At 43.0% G+C, this 18,552-nt stretch carries 19 protein-coding genes; all 19 read right to left on the reverse strand.

Going from position 1 to position 18,552, the window contains the following annotated elements:
• Nucleotides 1-5: 5 nt before the first annotated feature.
• Nucleotides 6-1,901 carry a teichoic acid biosynthesis protein gene (locus NSQ83_RS15425; RefSeq protein ID WP_052476539.1) on the reverse strand — a complete coding sequence of 632 codons (1,896 nt, stop codon included), beginning with the start codon at nt 1,899-1,901 and terminating at the stop codon, nt 6-8.
• Nucleotides 1,902-1,906: 5 nt separating this feature from the next.
• Nucleotides 1,907-3,784, reverse strand: a complete 1,878-nt coding sequence (locus NSQ83_RS15430) for a prophage endopeptidase tail family protein (RefSeq protein ID WP_327839367.1) — start codon at nt 3,782-3,784, stop codon at nt 1,907-1,909.
• Between the two features lie 21 nt (nt 3,785-3,805).
• Entirely contained in the window at nt 3,806-4,636 is an 831-nt protein-coding gene (locus NSQ83_RS15435) for a phage tail domain-containing protein (protein WP_327839347.1), read from the reverse strand.
• Nucleotides 4,637-4,640: 4 nt separating this feature from the next.
• The gene (locus NSQ83_RS15440; protein WP_052476538.1) at nt 4,641-8,936 is read right to left on the reverse strand and encodes a phage tail tape measure protein; all 4,296 of its coding nucleotides are present in this window, start codon (nt 8,934-8,936) and stop codon (nt 4,641-4,643) included.
• Nucleotides 8,937-9,138: 202 nt separating this feature from the next.
• Nucleotides 9,139-9,522, reverse strand: a complete 384-nt coding sequence (locus tag NSQ83_RS15445) for a hypothetical protein (RefSeq protein WP_042975096.1) — start codon at nt 9,520-9,522, stop codon at nt 9,139-9,141.
• Complete coding sequence (locus NSQ83_RS15450) at nt 9,522-10,151, reverse strand: major tail protein (protein WP_042975094.1); 630 nt, start codon at nt 10,149-10,151, stop codon at nt 9,522-9,524. The genes NSQ83_RS15445 and NSQ83_RS15450 overlap by 1 nt, the downstream gene beginning before the upstream one ends.
• Complete coding sequence (locus tag NSQ83_RS15455; RefSeq protein WP_042975092.1) at nt 10,148-10,531, reverse strand: DUF3168 domain-containing protein; 384 nt, start codon at nt 10,529-10,531, stop codon at nt 10,148-10,150. Before NSQ83_RS15455 ends, NSQ83_RS15450 begins: the two co-directional genes overlap by 4 nt.
• 4 nt (nt 10,532-10,535) lie before the next feature.
• Nucleotides 10,536-10,946, reverse strand: a complete 411-nt coding sequence (locus tag NSQ83_RS15460) for an HK97-gp10 family putative phage morphogenesis protein (RefSeq protein WP_042975091.1) — start codon at nt 10,944-10,946, stop codon at nt 10,536-10,538.
• The gene (locus NSQ83_RS15465; RefSeq protein ID WP_063177491.1) at nt 10,930-11,274 is read right to left on the reverse strand and encodes a phage head closure protein; all 345 of its coding nucleotides are present in this window, start codon (nt 11,272-11,274) and stop codon (nt 10,930-10,932) included. The genes NSQ83_RS15460 and NSQ83_RS15465 overlap by 17 nt, the downstream gene beginning before the upstream one ends.
• Nucleotides 11,237-11,530 carry a head-tail connector protein gene (locus NSQ83_RS15470; protein WP_042975085.1) on the reverse strand — a complete coding sequence of 98 codons (294 nt, stop codon included), beginning with the start codon at nt 11,528-11,530 and terminating at the stop codon, nt 11,237-11,239. Before NSQ83_RS15470 ends, NSQ83_RS15465 begins: the two co-directional genes overlap by 38 nt.
• Entirely contained in the window at nt 11,511-12,806 is a 1,296-nt protein-coding gene (locus NSQ83_RS15475) for a phage major capsid protein (protein WP_042975084.1), read from the reverse strand. Before NSQ83_RS15475 ends, NSQ83_RS15470 begins: the two co-directional genes overlap by 20 nt.
• A complete protein-coding gene (locus NSQ83_RS15480; RefSeq protein ID WP_026113656.1) occupies nt 12,803-13,396 on the reverse strand; it encodes an HK97 family phage prohead protease in 594 nt (197 codons plus the stop codon). The genes NSQ83_RS15475 and NSQ83_RS15480 overlap by 4 nt, the downstream gene beginning before the upstream one ends.
• Nucleotides 13,386-14,552, reverse strand: coding sequence for a phage portal protein (locus NSQ83_RS15485; RefSeq protein WP_017695864.1), 1,167 nt, complete (start codon nt 14,550-14,552; stop codon nt 13,386-13,388). Before NSQ83_RS15485 ends, NSQ83_RS15480 begins: the two co-directional genes overlap by 11 nt.
• A gap of 11 nt (nt 14,553-14,563) precedes the next feature.
• On the reverse strand, nt 14,564-16,297 hold the full coding sequence (locus NSQ83_RS15490) for a terminase TerL endonuclease subunit (RefSeq protein ID WP_042975083.1): 1,734 nt from the start codon (nt 16,295-16,297) through the stop codon (nt 14,564-14,566).
• Complete coding sequence (locus NSQ83_RS15495) at nt 16,294-16,707, reverse strand: P27 family phage terminase small subunit (protein WP_017695862.1); 414 nt, start codon at nt 16,705-16,707, stop codon at nt 16,294-16,296. Before NSQ83_RS15495 ends, NSQ83_RS15490 begins: the two co-directional genes overlap by 4 nt.
• Before the next feature lie 69 nt (nt 16,708-16,776).
• Nucleotides 16,777-17,145 (reverse strand): HNH endonuclease signature motif containing protein, encoded by a 369-nt coding sequence (locus NSQ83_RS15500; RefSeq protein WP_327839348.1) that lies wholly within the window; start codon nt 17,143-17,145, stop codon nt 16,777-16,779.
• Nucleotides 17,142-17,357 (reverse strand): hypothetical protein, encoded by a 216-nt coding sequence (locus NSQ83_RS15505; RefSeq protein ID WP_327839349.1) that lies wholly within the window; start codon nt 17,355-17,357, stop codon nt 17,142-17,144. The genes NSQ83_RS15500 and NSQ83_RS15505 overlap by 4 nt, the downstream gene beginning before the upstream one ends.
• 139 nt (nt 17,358-17,496) lie before the next feature.
• On the reverse strand, nt 17,497-17,724 hold the full coding sequence (locus tag NSQ83_RS15510; protein ID WP_327839350.1) for a hypothetical protein: 228 nt from the start codon (nt 17,722-17,724) through the stop codon (nt 17,497-17,499).
• Between the two features lie 2 nt (nt 17,725-17,726).
• Nucleotides 17,727-18,461, reverse strand: coding sequence for a hypothetical protein (locus NSQ83_RS15515; RefSeq protein WP_327839351.1), 735 nt, complete (start codon nt 18,459-18,461; stop codon nt 17,727-17,729).
• Nucleotides 18,462-18,552: the final 91 nt, after the last annotated feature.

Raw genomic sequence — 18,552 nt, forward strand, 5'->3', positions numbered from 1 at the left:
CCTCCTTAATTTAATGGGAAGTTAATATTGACGTAAGTGTAAGTGACGTTGTCGACACTGTGGACCATAAACCCCAATGCCGCCACTTCTCCATTGCTTCGAACAGTTATTTTTCTATCGCCCGTCGTTCCCCCAACCTGACAACCTTCAAACCAGCTTTTAAGAGGTCTTGCTCCTGCCGGCAGAATGGCAAACACGACGCCGTCTTTTTCCGGGATGTTCACTCTTCCCCGGATATGGACAAGCCCGCCATTTATGGCATACTGCAATTTATTGCTTGTGTCCGGATTGGACGCCCCGTTTTTAAGGGGAAGGTCTATCCATTCCTTTTGTTGGCTCGACATTAGCTCGGTCCATTCCCCGGCAACACCCTCACCAGTAACAACACGAGTAAAGATTTTAATTGACCGGCCCGTTGAGTTTCGTGTGAGAGTTTGGATAACAGACCCGGAGCCGTCAGCCGGTGCATTTTGCAGCCACCAACCCGCGTCGCCGCCATCCGGATGATCCGTCATCTTGTTTGATTCCGCTGTTTTCATGTAATAATAGCCAACTTTTCGATAGTCTTTGAGCTTTGTTAGTCCATCAGGCAGGCTTTTTGCAGAGCCGTTGTTTTTGGTCAAAGAATAGCCTTGGAATCCTTGTGATAAGTCTGCTGCAAATGTGGCCGCGTTATCTTTTGAGTGATAGGCGTAAACTTTCGCAAGACGTTTGCCTACTGTACCGGTCGCAATGGCTGCAAATAGCGATTTCTTCCCGGTAACTGGGTCCGTATAAAGAAAGACAGATTCCGGTTCGCGAAAATCACCCTCGTATTTCCCGTCAGGTCCCCGGCCAAAGTCACACGTAATACGCTTTTTGAGCTTTCCGTCTTTAAAACTGAATAAAGACAATTCAGCCGGATAGGTAACGCTGTTTGTGTCTCCTGTGTACCAATACAAGTCGTAATTATCTATTGTGAATCCTTGGAGATAGTTGAGGTCATGCGGTATTTCCACAGTCCCGAGAACGTTATTGACGCCCCGTTTTACTTCTGACAATTTCCGCAGCTCAACAACGCTGTCATCGTTGCTGCCTTTAATACGAAAAGCAATCAAACCGTTTTTCTGATCAATTACAGGAGTCACATAAGCATCTGTGAATTTACTGTAACGCGTAATTCCACCGTTACCGCCGTTTAATGTCGCACCGGCTGTATATGGGAATCTGACAAGGTCGTTCCCAATGGTGCTGCCGTTCGCATCCACCACATTATAATTAGACCATATATAAACCTGACCGTTTTCTCTCTCAAGCCCAATTGTGGTACCGTGCCCGCCATGAATTAATTTCATGCTATCAAGCATTACACCATTTTTATTCATTCTGGTAATGATATAGCTTTCACTCGCATCTGCGGTTCCGGTAGCAACCTGTGTCGCGTATATCTCGCCCGTCTCCTCATCAATTACAAAGCACTGCAGCACGGTCCTATCAGCAAGATTTAAACTTGTATGATAGACAGCTGGGACAGTCGTATAATCAAACTCATATTCTTTTTGAATGGCTGCGCTCAACTGATCAATGGCCTTTTCATCCTCCACTAGCCGGGCGTTTGCCGATCCAAAAAGCTTCCCTTTGTGATTCACCCTCATGTCCAAAACTTCTTTAATATTAGTGCCGTCAGACTCTGTCATCATGTTATCCCAGCGCGTCTTTAATGTTTCTATCTCTGTAGAAACAGAAAGACCGCCATGATCAATTTGACTTGATTTATGGGCGGTCAGGGCGTTTTTATGTGCATTGAGTCTGCTGTAATTTTCATTGATTGCTAACTCTGAAAGCCTCGCATTTTCATTAAGGGTATCCACTAGGCCGGAGGCGGGGTCTAATGTATGATTTTTATCTAAATAAATCGCCACTCATCTCACTCCTCCATGAATCCGTTAATCAAAACCGTTACTTTAGAGTTTTCGGGTAATGTATCCGGATTGATTTGCTTTCCATTTTGATAAAAAGTCACGATAAATTGATCCGCCGTTCTCCCGTCATAATCCACGGCCACGGCGATTCCGTTTTGTTTCAATAGCGAAGAAGGTTCAGACGACACATATTTGATATTGATTTCATTATCCGTATTGAGCACAATCTCTTTTTCTAATGTGGTACTAAACCCACCGCCAGACGGTACAGACCATATCCCACTCACGTATTGAAGCGTGTAAGGGAAAGTTTGAGGGTAATCACTTTGCTGGCTGTTTATAATTGCTTGCTGCAACTCATTTTTCATGGCTGAAATCTGTGCAGCATATTCATTTTTAATGGCCCGCAATGACCGTTCTGTCTCCTTAGCGCGCTGTCTCTCTTCTGCAATTCGATCCTCGGGGGTTTTTCTCCCGCCGTTAATCGTCAGGCTTGGTGGTTTTGTTAAATCGTTCGGATCGTACGATATGCCTGTAATTCTTATTGAATCTTCAAAGGTAACACCGTTCAAAGCAGTCTCAGCAAAAACCTCTATTGTATCGCCTTTTTCTACTGGCTCCTCAATTTCAAGAAGCTCAAAAACCTCGTGGTAATTAACTGAATAGCTTGTTTCAGCGTAAGGATTCACCTTTGTTTTCAAAACCTTGATCATGTCCGATTCTTTTGTGATGGAATCATCTGTGTAATCAGGAGCCCACGAAGGCTTTCCCTCGATCAAATACTTTTTTTCATCCGGGTGAATGTAAACAACCGGAGGGAAAACGTATTCCTCATTTTCATTCTTGAATGAACGATAGATTGTTAGAATATCCCCTCGTAACAGGTACATGACCGGCGCTGCGCCTTTAGTTCCCTTAGTGTTAGGGTTGTTACTGTCTTTCCCTTTGAACGTCGCTACGACTTTATGAGTCTTGCTATCTAAACCGCGAATAACATCGAATGTTTTTTCTTTAGGATCAGAATCGCTATAGGCCGAGATTGTCTTAGTTTGGTCATCTATTTTAAATTCCCATTTACCTCCGAGTTTAGAGACAAGCGTCTTGAATTTGAATCCTGTCCCTGTAAACGAAAAAGTAAATGTAGCCCCTATTTTCTTCGTGAAATCGGCTTTCAAAGATGAATCATAAGACCACTCGCCCGTTTTTGAATCGTAGGAAATGGACTGATCACTAAGAATGTCTTTTTCATCTTTCTTCTTGCCGTAGCCTTTTATTCGGGTATAGGTGTTATCCTCTGAGGTTGTGATTTGTAAGGACGTCAGATTGACACCTGAATGCAGCTTTTTCTTTAATTTCTTGCCGATTCTTGAATATACGTAAATCGTTGTGTTATCAACATCTAATTCAACTGAATAAGTTGATATAATATCGTTCATCAGTTCCAATGCGTATTTATTTCCAAAGCCCTCAAGTTTTTGAGGAGAAATGTTTTTTGCATCTTTCATAATGACATAGGTGAACCCACTGCCGCTCAAAGCAAATTTAAAAGCATCATCAAGCGACTTTGTACCGCTAATCGATCCGCTTCTGTAATGCTTCCCCAGCATAAAGGCAAAGATATGGGTTGCTGTTATATCCTTTGCCAGCTGTTCGCCTTCCTGTCTGATAGTCGGAGAATTAATAAAGTACCGCTGGCTCTTATGCTTGATTTCATCAACGAGTATAAAGTTTCTCCCCACCAATGCATTGAATGGAATCACATTGTTTTGAGTAAGAGTGATAGAAAACGACAGGTCCTTTGTACCGTCGATACTATCCGTCAATACCGCATCTACATCAGGAATTAGGTACGGTGTATTGTTCATCTTGTCCAAAACATACATAACACTCAAAAGGATCACCCCCTATTTATAATAAAAGTGTGTCAGGAACTTAATTTCGCTGTATGTCGCATTAATGATCTTGAATTTATTCTTACCGGGCGCCAAAGGCGGGAAACAGGCACCTTTTGTTGTGACAATCGTTGATCCGTTCACTGTATAATGCTTACGCAAATTCAGCTTGTTTTCTTTCGACTGGCTGCCTACCAATGTATAGCTTTTCCCGGTCGTTTCGTTCAAAATCTCAATGTCTTTGCCTTCAAAATACATCTCGACGTCATACTTATGATCAATCGGGGACACTTCCGCATCTCCCAAGTTATAGACTTCAAAACGATTTGTATTTTTGAAAGAGTAAACAGGGTTTTCAACTTTCCCCATATTCATTCCAAGGCTCCATTTGCCAATTTTAAAAGGTACTGAGGTATCATAAAGCGATTCTGCAAGCCCTTGAATATCAGTAAGTGTAATGTCTTGCTCTTTCCACGTTTTGTTAGAGTCTTGTTCCAAAGAAAAGCCGTCATCACCCGTTACAAGCCATCTTTTGTTAGGCTGATACGTGTAACCGATATAAAAAGGGTCTTCGCTTGTGAAAAGTCTGGACAGATCATCCCTGATCAAATGAAAATGCTGTGAGTTACGGGCATTGATAAGCAGTTTCACGACAACTTTACGCTCAACATATCGCCCCTTATTGCCTTTTCTCGGCATCAAAATCCCATTCCGTAACGGATGGGTGTTAGACGTGTTTCTTTCGAATCTCGCTGATTCCGGCTTAAATGAAAGAAGTGAGACACCCGGAAGGCGCTCACTTATATATGTTCCATCTGGCAATATTAAGTCTAGTTCTTTCATTGTCTTACAATGCTCCTCGCAAAAGGATTTTCTGATTCGCAATTCTTTCCGATCTCATCCCAATTGCATCCCCCAACGTATTTACATCGACAACGGCTGTAATCCCGCCTTCTACCGAGTTTACAATGGTCTTGAGGAAACTGTTTTGCTCCTGCAGTAATGCAATTTGAGCGTCTTGGCGCTGCGTAATCGGTTCAATTGAAGGGATTTCCGGAACAGTTTGTGATAAAACGCCAAGCTCCGCCCCGGCTCTCGCCCAAATTCCGATACCGCGCTCACGATATTTAGGATCAGTCGTGATAATATGCTCGTCATAACCTCGCTCATTCAATGCAGCAAGCTTCGTGCCGCCGACTCCCGGGGACGTGCCGCCCATAGCATAGCCGACATATGGACCGCCCTTTGACATAGAAACAAGTCCGGGATGGTTAAAGATGCCGCCGTATCTTCTATTCAGATAGTTGATTGAAGCCAACACCTGATCCACCGGATTTTTGATATTTCCGTGCCCCGGCTCCTTATAAGCGTTGAAGGTACTCGGGATGAATTGCATAAGCCCCTGTGATGGGTGCCCTGCCTTCCAGTTAGAATCCCATGTATTTACGACATTCGGGTTCCCCCCTGATTCTTTCATCGCAATTGTCTCTAATGCCGAAGCATATTGAGGTCCAAGTCCTTTTATAGATAGAGCCTCCGCAACCCACTTTTTAACGGCAGCAGAGCCGCCCCCGCCGCCTGTAAAGAATGAACCAATGGAGCCCATAAGGTTATCAACACCGATACGCGCAAGCTTGCCAATGGCTTTTAATGGGCTACCGCTGTTTTTGGTGAACCAGCTGGGAATTAACTTGTCTGCAATGCCGAACATGCCAGAAGCTTTGTCCCATAAATATTCCGAGCCTTTCATGATCCAGTCAAAATATTTACCGATACCGCCCTCATACCCCGGAAAACCGTAATTTTTCAAGAGTCGTTCCGTATGTTTATTCGGAAGAACAGAAGAACCCGGGCGAAGGTTCCGCAATTCCGGCCCGTTATTGCCTGAAAGATAAGTACCGACACCCGGCTCATGAATCAACTCGCGCCCTTTTTCACTTGTAATAGCAAGGCCGCCCGGGTGCCCGGAGGCTGACGTTCCTTTGGCATATGCTCCAACTTGGTTACCACCTAATGACCGGCCGGCAGTTTTTGGTGCTGACTTTTTCTTGGATTCTTTTGGCTTTGATTTCTTATCGTCACCTGAGAACAGACCTTTGATCCAGCTCCAAGCGCTGTCAACTTTGTCCATCATCTTGTCCCAGCCGTTTTTTACATCGCCCGTTTCTGTGTCGATCTCGTCAGCGTGCTCCCCAGCTTGCGCCTTGGCTTCCTTGACAACTTTTTTGTGCATTTTCTCTGCAGCATCAATCGAATCAGTTTTCTGGCGCTTTGCCTCTTTGATCATCTTGTCTGCTTGCTCTGCACTGATAGAGCCGGTAACATCCCGTTCATATTCGATTGCCTTTTTCGTTTCTTTGTATTTCTTTTTCGCTTCTTTGACAGAGCCGTCACGGGCTTTTATGCTGTTTTTAATTGTGTCTGCAGCTTGCCGCGCTGTGATATTGGATGACTCGTTTTTGAGCCGGCCGAGAATCATTTTTTGTTCAGCTTCGTTCTTACTCATTGTTTTAACAGCCGTATTCATCATGGTCTTTTGAATAGAATTGATTTTTTCTTGTTCTGACTTCGTCAAAGACCGTTTTTCAGTGCTGGCCTTGGTCAAAATGGCTTTGATCTGGTTTTGTGCATCGTTAACCTTTTTTGTTTGGTCATCCTGCTTTTTCTTCACGTTATCAAGAATGGCTTGCTGCTCTTTATTGCTCAACGTCTTACTGCTGGAAAGGAATTTGCTAAGGGATTGATAGCTCTCATTTCCTTTCGTCTGGATAGTCGTTTTGATTTTATCGCCCATCTGACTAAAATTCTTGCTGATATTGTCCGCAGCTTCTTTCGAAACCTTTTGCCCTGACCAATTCAGCTGATTCAATTGAGCAGTTGCCTTATCGTTTAAGTTTTTATAACCCAAAACAGCTTTTGTCGTGGATTTTGAGACGCTATCCCCGAAACTATCAAGCGTCGGGATTGTTTCCTCTTTCATATGCTTATAGAGCTTATATCCGCCTTCTGCAAGCAAGGAAACCCCCGTGATAGTCAAGCCCACAGGACCGCCCAAAGCACTGAAACCAAGGCGCGCAACGCCGGCAACACGGGCAACACTTCCGAAGCTTTTCACAAGGCCTAACGCTTTGCCGCCTAATCCGGCCAGTTTCCCGGTTGTTTGTGCTGCCCCGGTACTTAATGTGGTAGCCGCGGTGCTCGCTGTCTTTGCTTTTCCTCCAAAGCCGAGAAGCCCTGTTCCAGCAGAGGCAGCGTTTTTCCCGAAGCCAAGAAGTCCTTTTCCGCCCTTTAAAATCTCAGGGAGAAACATAGTAGCGATGCCGAGGACATTGCCCCATTTCCCGCCGTATGCAGACATAGCCCCGGAAGCCGCCACAGTCGCGGTATTCATTCCTCTCATGCCCCGAGTGGTCCGGGTAACCGCAGCGTTACCTTTTGCCAAGCTCACAGAGGCCGCAGTGTTTGCCGCTGCCAGTTGAGCTGTAGAAGTACGTGTTAATGCCGCCTCTGCACGATAACGGCCAAACGCAGACGCACCCCGCCCCATAGCGCCTACAAGGGTGCTTACGCTTGAAACAACCGCGCCTAATGCAATGACAACCGGAGGGAATGCCGCAGCCACCAGACCGGCTATAACAACGGTGTTTTGCATGGAAGGTGAAAGATTTTGAAACCACTCAGTAAAATCACTAATCATTTCACCGGTCTTTTGCAAAGCCGGTTCAATTTTATCCAGCAGAATCTCACCAACTGGAATCAAATTCGTTTGTAGCTCCCGCATGTCCTTTGTCACACGGTCACCGAAGTTGTCTTTTAATGACTGACTGGCCTTTTTCGTGGCTCCGTCTACGTTGTCGAAACTGTTCTTTACATTCGCAAGCGCAGAGACGCCTTTTTGTCCTAAGTCCTCAAATTGAGTACCCATAATGGACTGACCGATCACATAGGCTTCGCTTTTGTTTTTCATGCCGTCAATGTCTTTCATAACAGCAGAAAAAACCTCATTGCCGCCTTTTCCGGTCTTTTTAAATTCGGCGTACAACTCTTGTGTGCGTTTGGACAGTTTCCCCATGGCGTCATCCGCCGTCCCATCGGACAAACGAATATTCATTTCCTTGATTAAATCGCCAACCTTATCTAGCTGAAATGCTCCTGACTCTGCCCCAGCCTCGAAAATAGAAAACATCTGCTCAACTGAAAAGCCTGCAGATGAGAATTGATTCGAGTATTCATTGATAGAATCTAGAAATTCGTCAGAATAGTTCAAGCCCTTCTGGAAACCGGAGGTAATCAGGTCCATAGATTTATCAACGGACAGATTATCAAAAGAGTTTTGCATGGCATTGACTGACTTTGTGATGTCATTGCCCTCCTGATCAAACGACTCAGCAATTGTCATCGTGTCTTTCGTCACTCTTTGAACAGTCTCGCTCGATGCATCACCCAATGATTCAATGTTTCTGCGGACGATGCTAATTACGTTTGTAACGTCGCCAACGTCCTCGCCGAAACCCTCTTTCCATAGATTTGTTGCTGCTTTTGTGGCTTCCTCAGCTTCTTGTTTTGTGAGCCCCATTTGCGCTTGAATTGATCCCTGCGCCTTTTTTACGTCTGAAGCTGACTTAATTGCCATAAGTCCCAGCGCCCCCATTGGTGCCGTAATTCCGGCAAAACCAACGGTCCCGATAGTTTTCATTCTATTGGCCTGTTTTTCTAAATCCTCGCCGTATTCCTTTAAAGTCTTTCCGGCTTTTGTCCAAGCAGAGTTTTGTGTATTGATTTCAACCGTAGTACGCTCTAAGGCTTGTCCAAGTCGATTGTAATTAGCGACTTCTTTGTTGATTTTCTCAGCAAGATCAAGGGCTGCTTTTGAGTTATCACCCTTCTCAGCCGCCAGTTGATCATATTTTTTCTTGAGTTGCTCAATCTTTGAACCCTGTAATTGATACAGTTTTGAAAGCCCGTCTTGTTTCTGACGTAACTTATCAGAAGCATCACCTAACTGACCAAATTGGGAGGCGGAGGCTTTCATTTCACTTCGTACGAGCTTCATTTTCTCAGTGATATTTTCCATGCTGCTCGATACGCCGTTATCATCGACACCGAGACGCATAATCATATTTCCTAGATTTTCGGTAGCCATTCCCTCACCTCCCGTTAGAATACATGGTCAATCGGTACAACTTTTTTCTTTCTTCGTTCTGCTTTTCTTTTCTCCACTGGATCATTTTGTTGCTTCGCCTGATGCTCAAGCAGCTCAAAATAAAAAGGATAGTCGCTATTGTCAATTTCATTCAGCGTCCATCCTAGCTTTAATAGATCGAGATATGTGTCCTTAAGTTGAGCTATTGCTTCGTCGAGGGTGACTCTTGGTTTTCCTCCATTATTTTTTCCAGAAGCTTTCCCAAGTCAAGGTCCTCTTTTTCTTTTTCAATCTCTTCTCGTGATTTATAACCCAAAATACCAACGCCAATAATGTCATAAATGACATCTTGATGGCCGATAGCATTCAAGCCGTTTTCAAGCTGCTTTAGAGTAAACTTCCTATCGAAAATTTCAACAATCAGATTAAGATGCCTTTTTTCGATTTCTTCAATATCTGGTTTCTCTTCTTGGATGTACTTTTCAATTTCCAGCGCTTTTCTCTTTATCTTGAAAGGAACAAACTCCTGAACAAATGTTTGAAATTCGCCGTCTATTCTAAGTTTAATCTTTAAGGGCTTGCTCATTATTCAGCCACCTCCGCATTTTCCGCAGTCGCATCTGTTTTTTCAAGTGTTGCAGATGTTCCTGTTTCATCTAACTGGCTAACGTCGAACACTTCATTGAAGAACGTATCTCTATATTCTTCAAAACCTTCCACGCTGCTGTCTCCAGTAATTTTAAAAACTTTATCCGCACGTTGTACAAACGTTCCTTCGATCTCTTCAGTTTGTGCGTCTGCTTTATCTTCTTTTGTCTTATAGTTTGTTGACGGGATGCCGAATCTTCCTTTTGTCAGCCAAACATGCCGCACATTTCCGTCCTCTTTTGTACCCGTAAACCCGAATGCCACATATGGTGGGACAGCATCTTGCCGCCACACAATGACACCCTTAACAAGCTTTTGACCTGTAATATCAGCTAAAACATCTTGTGGAATCTCAGTAGTTCCGAATTTCAATTTCGTTTCACCAATATTAGACAGGACAATTACAGGTCCGTTGTCAGCGTGAACTGTTGTGTTTTCGGAACTTGTATCTACATCTGCCTGAATGGCCGGAGCAAACGGTTTGACCTCACCGTATTGAATATTTCCTTTTTCGTCTTTAATCAATTTTGCATAAACTGCATTTTCTAAACCCACGATGACGCTCATTTGTTTTCCTCCTCTAATTTAACTATGGTTCTATATAAAAAAGCCTTTCTAAACGCATCTCTTTCGCTCTCATTGAAAGAGGAAACTGTGATTCGCTTACAATTAAGAGACTTCATTTTGTTATCAACTGCCGTTTGTAATGGGCCAATGTTATCGTCAGCCTTAATCCAGATATTCACCTGAATGTCTATCTCTGACGCTCGGGCCTTATTGTCTGTATAACTCACATCAACGTTGTCCATTTCGGCAACGAGAATGTGAGGATACTGACTGGAAAATTCGCTCGGAAACTCCCCCGCATATACCCGGCCGCCCGTTAATTGATTAATTGTTTCATCTTCATATAGTTCAGTTGCAATGATCGGCTCATAGTTGATCATGGTATCACCTCATTGCCTTTTGATACTCTCGCGCAATGGCTTGCACTATTTGTTCTTTCTTAATACGAAAAGCGCGGACGGCAAACGGATTACCCCTGACGAATCGGCCGTTAGCAGCCACGAATCCGTCATGAACAAACCGCGCTCTCCACGCTGTTTCCTTACCGGGTCCAATATCAAAGGTGATGACATCAGGCATCGGCCGGTCTTTTTTAGGCGTCTGCCTGACTTTAATGTCATCCCTTATATGCACATGATCAATGTCTGAGACAGGAACCTCGTCTTTCATGCCTTGAGCAAGGACACGTCCGCCGGCTCTCAGGGCTTTGGGCGTTACTTTCTGCATGTCCTTTCCCTTTCTCTCCAACTGACTGATCATATCGTCTAAACCCTCAATATCAAGTGATACTCTCATTGTCCCACCCCTCACATTGGAGCGTCATGAGTCCTTTATTTTGTAAATCCGGAATCACTTCTTTTATTTTGTAAGGCTGCCCTTTATAAACGACACGCATTTCTCCAGCTTCTATGCCTTCTCGGTGCCTTATCCGGAACCAGACTGTTTTTTCTTGATGCTCTGCAGCTGCTTGGATGATCCAACGATCCTTTGGCTGCATAATCTCAGCCCATGATTTTGCAAATAGAGTCCAGAGATGTTTCGGCTTTCGAGTAACCGGGTCTTGCCCGGGCTCCCGTTTCTCAATTCTAATTCGATGTTTCAGATTCCCCGGATTCACTCCCACCGTCCTCACCTCTCATTTCCGCCGATATTATTAACGGCGTTAAAGCATCGACAGCAAGGGCCATACTTTTCTCTGTCACCCTGTATTCATAAAAAATACCGGCAAGCAAAATAATCAGATGATCATTCTCGTACCCTGTAGCAGCTTTGATATAATTCGTGGCCGACTCCAAATAAAAAGACAGCAAAGACTCTTCTTCGCTGTCATCTAGTTTCAAGTGCTCTATTAACCTGTCGTTAAGCCGATGTAGCGCCATCTGTTAACTCCAATTTGAATACAGTCGGCTCATACGGTCCATAGACCAATTGACCATCATTCAAATGCCAGATTTTAAAGCCCACATGGTTTGTATCGCTGTATTTTTCAAGAAGCTTGCTGACTTCCATAGAATTAATAACGTCTTGAATGTGGAATGAGCTAAAATCACCAAAATACAAACGTGGTACATCCGGCGTGCCAGCGTCTACATAATCAGTAACATCCACAGGAAAGTTGAGGATTTTGTATCCGAACGATCCTTCAATATAGGATTCACGTAAAAGTGGATTTCCGTTTTTATCTTTCAACGTTTCAATTGCCGTAAGTGCTGATCTATTCATCATCCAGCGTGCATTTTTCAGCTTTGATGTTGGTACTGTATTTTTCAAGCGTACAAGTTTGTTATAAACGTCTGTATCAGAATGTGTAAATGCAACGGCTTTTTGAATCAGAGAACCCGGGTTGTCTGTAGAATTAAAGAAATAGTTCGCTTCTTCATCAACATAAGATTTCTTTAGTTCTTCAATGACTGCTTGTTCTACAGGCATATCAGTCATAGCAAGTAATTTTTTCGTAACGAGTACAAGAGCATCGACCTCAGAAGGGTTCAAGAACACTTCATCAAAATCAATATCAGTTTGAGTAATAGGATTGTCTTGTGTTCTTTCTGTTTTAATTCGCTGCGCTTTAGCCTTTTTAACAAGAATAGGATACCCCTGTGTACCTTTTGTTTTTACCACAGAGCCATATTTACGCAGCAAGTTTTCTTCTTGCGCATAAGTGATAATTTCCTTTGACAGCGTTTCTGGAATCAATACTTTTCCGTTTGATGTTTCAACACCCATTGCACGCGCTTCAGATTCGCTGATGCGGCCGACAAGTAAGTTTGCAAAGGCTTTACGCTGCTCACCTTCTTTCGCCTTTGTACGGCTTTCAGATGACAATGAACGCATAATATTATTCACAATAGCATTTCTTTTCTCTGGATCAATGCTACTGCGATTCTCATTTGGGTCAGGATCATTCGCCGTTCGACCTTCTCCGCCGCCAGTTGTTGCAGCTGGATCATTTGCCGGGTCATCTTCCGGATCTTCGTCTTCATCTGGATTCTCTAACGCTTTTTTGATTTCTTCTAATTCTGCAGCTAAATCATCAACTTCCTTTTGTAGCTGTTCCACCGCTGAAGCTTCTGTTTTATCGCCTTCCAAATCGGCCCGGATTTCTTTCATTCGTGCTTCGATTGCCGCTTTACGTCTCATAAGAATCTTTTTCATTTTTTTGTAGCCTCCTGAATTTTATTAATGATCTGCTGTTTCTTCATCCGTAATTCGTGTTCTTTTTTCGCTCGTTTATAAATGTCACCGGAACGGAGAACCGCCTCAGTTTCCTCATAAGCCGGGAACGCCACTACGCTAATTTCAAAAAGCTCAACCTCTTGAATCGTCCGTGTCACCGGCTCAGTTTCATAGTTCCATTCGTCCTTAATGACGTTGAAACCGAAAGAACACTGATTAATGTCACCGCGTTCCATGCTGCTGCGTAAATCGCTGGCCCATGACGTTGCGGGAGGCGTAACCGTGAATTTAAGCCCCTTGTCATCCTCTTCTAACGTTAAGGTGCCGCTGCGTGTCCGACCGAGTACATAATCCCAATTGTGATTAAACAAAGCCCTTACATCTGACTGATTTGCAAGGGCTCTTGAAAAGGCACCCGGCGCAATAACCTCAGTAAACATCCCTCCGATGTTTGCCGGACTATTGAATACCGCACCGTAACCTGTTATTTGTGGTGTTTCCTTCTGTTCATCAAGACTTCTGATTTCCAACCCGCTAATATGAAACGTCCGTTGCTCCTTATCCATCATCCTCACCACCTTTCAAGCTGTCACCAAGACGATCAAGCCCAACGAGGTCCTTACTGATATAAAGCTTGCTTGATTCTTCTGTATCCAACCGTTTGAAGCCCAGCATTTCCCGAGCATCATCAGGAGCAGCAATAGAGGTTCGAACCAAGTTGTAAGCAATATCGGTTTTCGTTTTCATTCCGACATAGTCTAAAAGATTGTGACGCAGCTTGAGACGCAGCCCGCTGTTTTTGCCAAACAGCAGGATGGTCAAATGTTCTTCTATATTGCGAAAGATAGGATTTAGGCAACTTGTATAAAGTTTCATCATGGCTTGTTCCATGTCTTTCTCTTCGAGCTTGTCCAGCAAGTCCTTATCAAGCCCGAAAAACTTCCCTAAATCCTTTTTATAGATGCTCAGGTATTTGAGCGTTTTCTCATCATCGACGGGTGATTCAAGAGCCTCTATGCTGTATCCCTTACCTAGAGGAATCATTTTTGTTTTCCCTGAATCCTTAATATCTTCAAGTTGTTTCAAAATGGCTTTGACTGTTTTGTTTTGAGTTGTGTTTGTTGGTGACAAGTGAGCATCTAATTTAAGGAGGAAAGCCATGAGCCCGCCTTTTTTATACTTTTCGGTTAACGCTTTTTCAGCGTTCATCACGCCTTCTAGCGTTTCCCTCGCCAATTCTAAAAGGCCCACGCCTTCTATATGGCTGAGCCCGATGTTTTTTATATGCCTGACCATGTACCCCGGCACTACTTCGCCGGCAACTGTAATTTTTTCTACTCCTGAATTTGTTAACTCTGAATAAGCATTATTTAAAATGTGCAGCTGGCTCCCGTCATAAAACGGGTAAACATCACCACGAAGCAAATAAACGTTTGTGAGCAGCTTTTTGAATTCGAAGCTAGTCAAATAATCATTTGGGCATGATAAAACCCGCAAAGCATGAGCAGCCCGCGGGTCTTTAGATTTCTTTCCCGTCACTATGTCCTCAACATCAAATTCTGCCAAGGCAACTTGATCACTGATCAGCTTCATCAAGTTGTAAGTGTCGCTTGATTTCAGTATATTTTCATCATTTAGGTATGAACCATAATTAAAATAAGAACTGCCTACCCAATTAAAGCTCCGTTTGCTCATCCAATCCAGAACACTCCGAATAACCCCCACTTTTTCACCCCCTACCTGTACAATTCTTCAAGCATTGCGTCGTATTCGTCCCCATCATAGTCAACAAGCATCATCATAGATTCCTTATGAGCATTCAAGAACGCTACAAAGCCGTCAATTTTTGCTTTACTTTGCTTTTTCGAAGGCCGCTTCAATCCCTGAAAGTTTTTATCTGCCACAACGTTCTCAGTGCAATAAACAAAAAGGGGATTATCCGTTTTGATCCGCTCTTCAAACATTAAAACCTCTGCATCATCGAACGGAGCGTTAAGCACATTTGAATATTGTTTGACTTCTACACAGTTAAAACCCTCAGCCTCAAGCGCCTCTATTACTTTCTGAGACAAAGCCGGATCATAATTCACTTGTTCTACGCTATAGATTCGTGAGCATTCCACAATATAGTCGACAACCATGTCATGGTCTATTGTTTTACCGGGGCACAACGTCAAAAAGCCCTTTTCAGCCATATGCCGATAAGGGACGTTCTCTAATTTCTCCCTGCCCTCAAGATTGTGGTCAGGAATGAAATACATTTGTTTAACTTTTAGCATGGATTTCCCTTCCTCGTTATGAGAAAGAATGTTGATAGACACACAAGTCAGGTCGGTTGTCCGTGAAAGGTCAAGACCAATAATAGCCTGTTCCCCTGATAAGTCACCTAAATCTTTTATAAGATCACCGTTTTCATCTTCAATCATTTTTTGAACAATGTCTTTGTCAAAGTAGGTTCCGGTGCTGCGAACGAAAACGTTCAAATGTTTGGCCATAAATTCGTCTTTACGTTCTGCGGACAGCTGCGCCTCTTTAAAACGCTCATGCAAATAGTCAGCATCAACAGAAACGTTATAATTGACGTTTACCTTTTTCCAAACAGCAGGATCATCCCACTTGTCTCCTTTGTCTGGTTCGGTAATATAAACCCACCATGAATCATCATCGTGCGCCCCACTTAAAACCTGCTTTGCGTATTCATAGATTTGCAGTCCGACAGAGGTTGTCCCTTTTCCAGCTGTACTGATTATGAACATTAGAGGCTGCGCTCTTGAACCCATTCCGGATTTTAATACATCATAAATATCAGCATTTCCATGAGCATGTACTTCGTCAAGCAAAACAAAATGAGGGTTAAATCCATCTAAGCCAGTTGTATTCTTCGACAGAGGCTTAAATGTATTCTCAAACTTTTTGCCATCAACTGTATAAGAATAGACCACCTTATTTGTATTCTTATAGATTGTGGCCCGACTTTTTAAATCTGGGCTGTTTTCTATTGACGAGATAATTTTGGAGGCTGCAATGTCGGCTTGTGCCCGTTCAGTAGCTGCACAGAAACATTCCGCTCCTAACTCTCCGTCACCGAATAGCATATAATTGCCGACGCCGCCCGCAAGCGTGGTTTTATCATTTTTCCTTGGAATCTGAATATAAGATGTTCTAATCAATCGAACCTCTTTATTAAATCGATTCTTTTTAAGAAAACCGAAAATACAAGTAAGATTGAATTTTTCCCAATCTGTGAGCCGGATGTTTTGACCGGCAACCTCACCCTCTTTATATCTGCAGAAAGTTTCAATAAAATCCATAGCCCAATTTGCGCTATCAACATCCAACCGAATTCCCTTTTTCTTTTTCAAGCGAAGATAGCGCTCCACCGCTTTTATTTCCGTTTTACAGTGCAGTTTTTTGTTTTTCAGCACCTTCTCTGCATACTCTTGAGCGTAGTTCTTCCCCTTCTCTATCACTTGTCATCATTCCATTTATCGCGCAATTTCTGGAAAGCGTCACTTGTTTTATTTGACTCCCCGCCTAATAATTTTACGACTTTAGGCGTCAGGCCCAGCTGCTCTAAAAGCTTGCTTATTTTGGTATTCCAGTCAGCGACTTGTTGCGCTAATGGATGCTTCATTTCGTTTTTAGCTTTGGCTTTATTCACATGAACTTTAGTAGCTGGAAAGCCTTCATTCCGCCATTCTTCATACATTACCGTATAGACAAGGTGAGCATCTAAATATGTTTCAATGAGGGGTGTTAAGGTATGGGAATAGGTGCCGATTTCTTTCAACCAACCAATGATTTTTTCCTCTTCTTCTTTGCGAATTTTATTCAATTTTCTGGTATGTGCTGCACGCTGCTGTTTTGTCATTTTTTCCATTTTTCCTATGCACCCCCCTTTAAAATTTCATTTGAATACACGCGTGACTCCCCCTATCCTATCCCCAAACTAAAAGTATTTTTGGAAAATGGTAGGGGGGGATTTCTTTTTAATTTTGTTTTCTTCTTCGGCGTGACACTTCGGACAATACAGAATCAAATTCTCTTCATCTAGCTTTAAGTCTGGACGCTCTGAAATTGGTTCAATGTGATGAACGTGAGCATCTCGACCAAATACGAATTTGCCACAACACTGACACACGCCTTTATCACGTTGATAGACATATGATCTCATGTCTTTCCATTCATCTGTTCTATAAAATGATTTATTAGCAGACTGAAAACCGTCACGCCTTCTTTTCCTTGGCTTATGGTCAGCGCAATAGTATGTGCCTTCCTCGACTAACGAGGTGCAGCCGTTAGAAATGCAGTACCTCATTCGCCGTCAGTCGTTTCTTCTTTCTTAGTTTCTGTTTTGGTATTCTTCTGCTTTGGCTTTTCCTTTGCCTTATCTGCTGCAGGTTCTTCCGTTGTGCCTTGCTCCTTCTCAAGCTTGGCTGCTTCATCGTTTGTCATCAGGTATGAACGTTTTTCCTCGGTATCCCACACCATTACGCCGTGAGCTGTTTTGTTGATAATTTGTTTAGTCATTGTTATTCCTCCTCAATTCACCTTTTTAATTTTGGTTGTTATTCCATCAAGACATAAGAAAAACCAGAATATAAACCACGTTGTCATAAACGGGTGTTCGTAGACTGCTTCAATGCTTCAATTCCTCCCAACCGGCCCGTTAATGAGAACCATGACAATACATTTGTTTTCCAACCTCGAAAAGACCAGAATCCGGTGCTTCAATCTTTCCAATCGCTACATCCTCTATTTCAGCAACAGAAATATCAAGGCTCTTATCATAAACGTAAAAACCTTGTGCGATACCTTCTTCCAATTCGCTTTTTATTTCTTCTTTTGCTTCCTTTGTTAAATTTCTAGCATCAGCTTGAACTAATAATAATTTCATCTCTATTCCTCCCATTTTTCTAAAGCTTTTTCACCAACCGCCAGTTCCTTCGTCTCAACTGCTATTCCCTTATCGGAATCGTTGCCATGCTTGATACGAATATAGGTAGAACCAGCCTTATCGTCTCCCCTTGTTCGCCACTCGAAATCTATTGCAATACGATTGGTAATCTTCTCACCTTTGTAGAAAACACGCGGTACCGAATCAATATCCTCAAGCTCAATTTGCAGCAAAGGCGCTTTCTTTGCCGATTTTAAAGGCTGTGGTTCTAGGCTTTCGACATCTCCTGCTGGAATAGCAGTACCAATGCCAATCACAGGCGTTGCATATTTGCCACCAATATATTCAACTGCTTCCCTAACGCATTCAACAGGAGAAAAAGACTTTTCTTCTGTGAATGATTCATTTAAAAACCCTGAAACCTCAATCCACCTACTCCTTAAGAAATCAATAGTTTTTTTTGGTACTCCTTCATCACACAAAACCGTAAGAGGTAGTCCGTCACGATCAACAACCTCTTTATGCCCGAATATCTGTACATTTGGGTATTTCTTTGAGTAATCTCGTTTGAGCATTTGCCGGACAATTACAGGCAGCCGTTTTCTTTCAGCAAATAGCATTAACGCTGTTGTTTTTCCAATCTTTCTTTGCCTTTTGTTTGTAACAATCAGCTCTCTTTTTGATAGCGCTTCTTCAAGTGAATCAAAAATACTTCTGTTCGCTAATTTCAATTCCATCCAATATCGCTCCCTTTCCGCAAAATAAAAACGCCCTCCCGATTGGGAAAGCGCTTGGATACATTCTTTCTAAACCGCCACCGCACTTAAA

Origin of the sequence: Bacillus sp. PS217, from assembly GCF_037963535.1 — a bacterium.
GTDB lineage: Bacteria > Bacillota > Bacilli > Bacillales > Bacillaceae > Bacillus > Bacillus subtilis.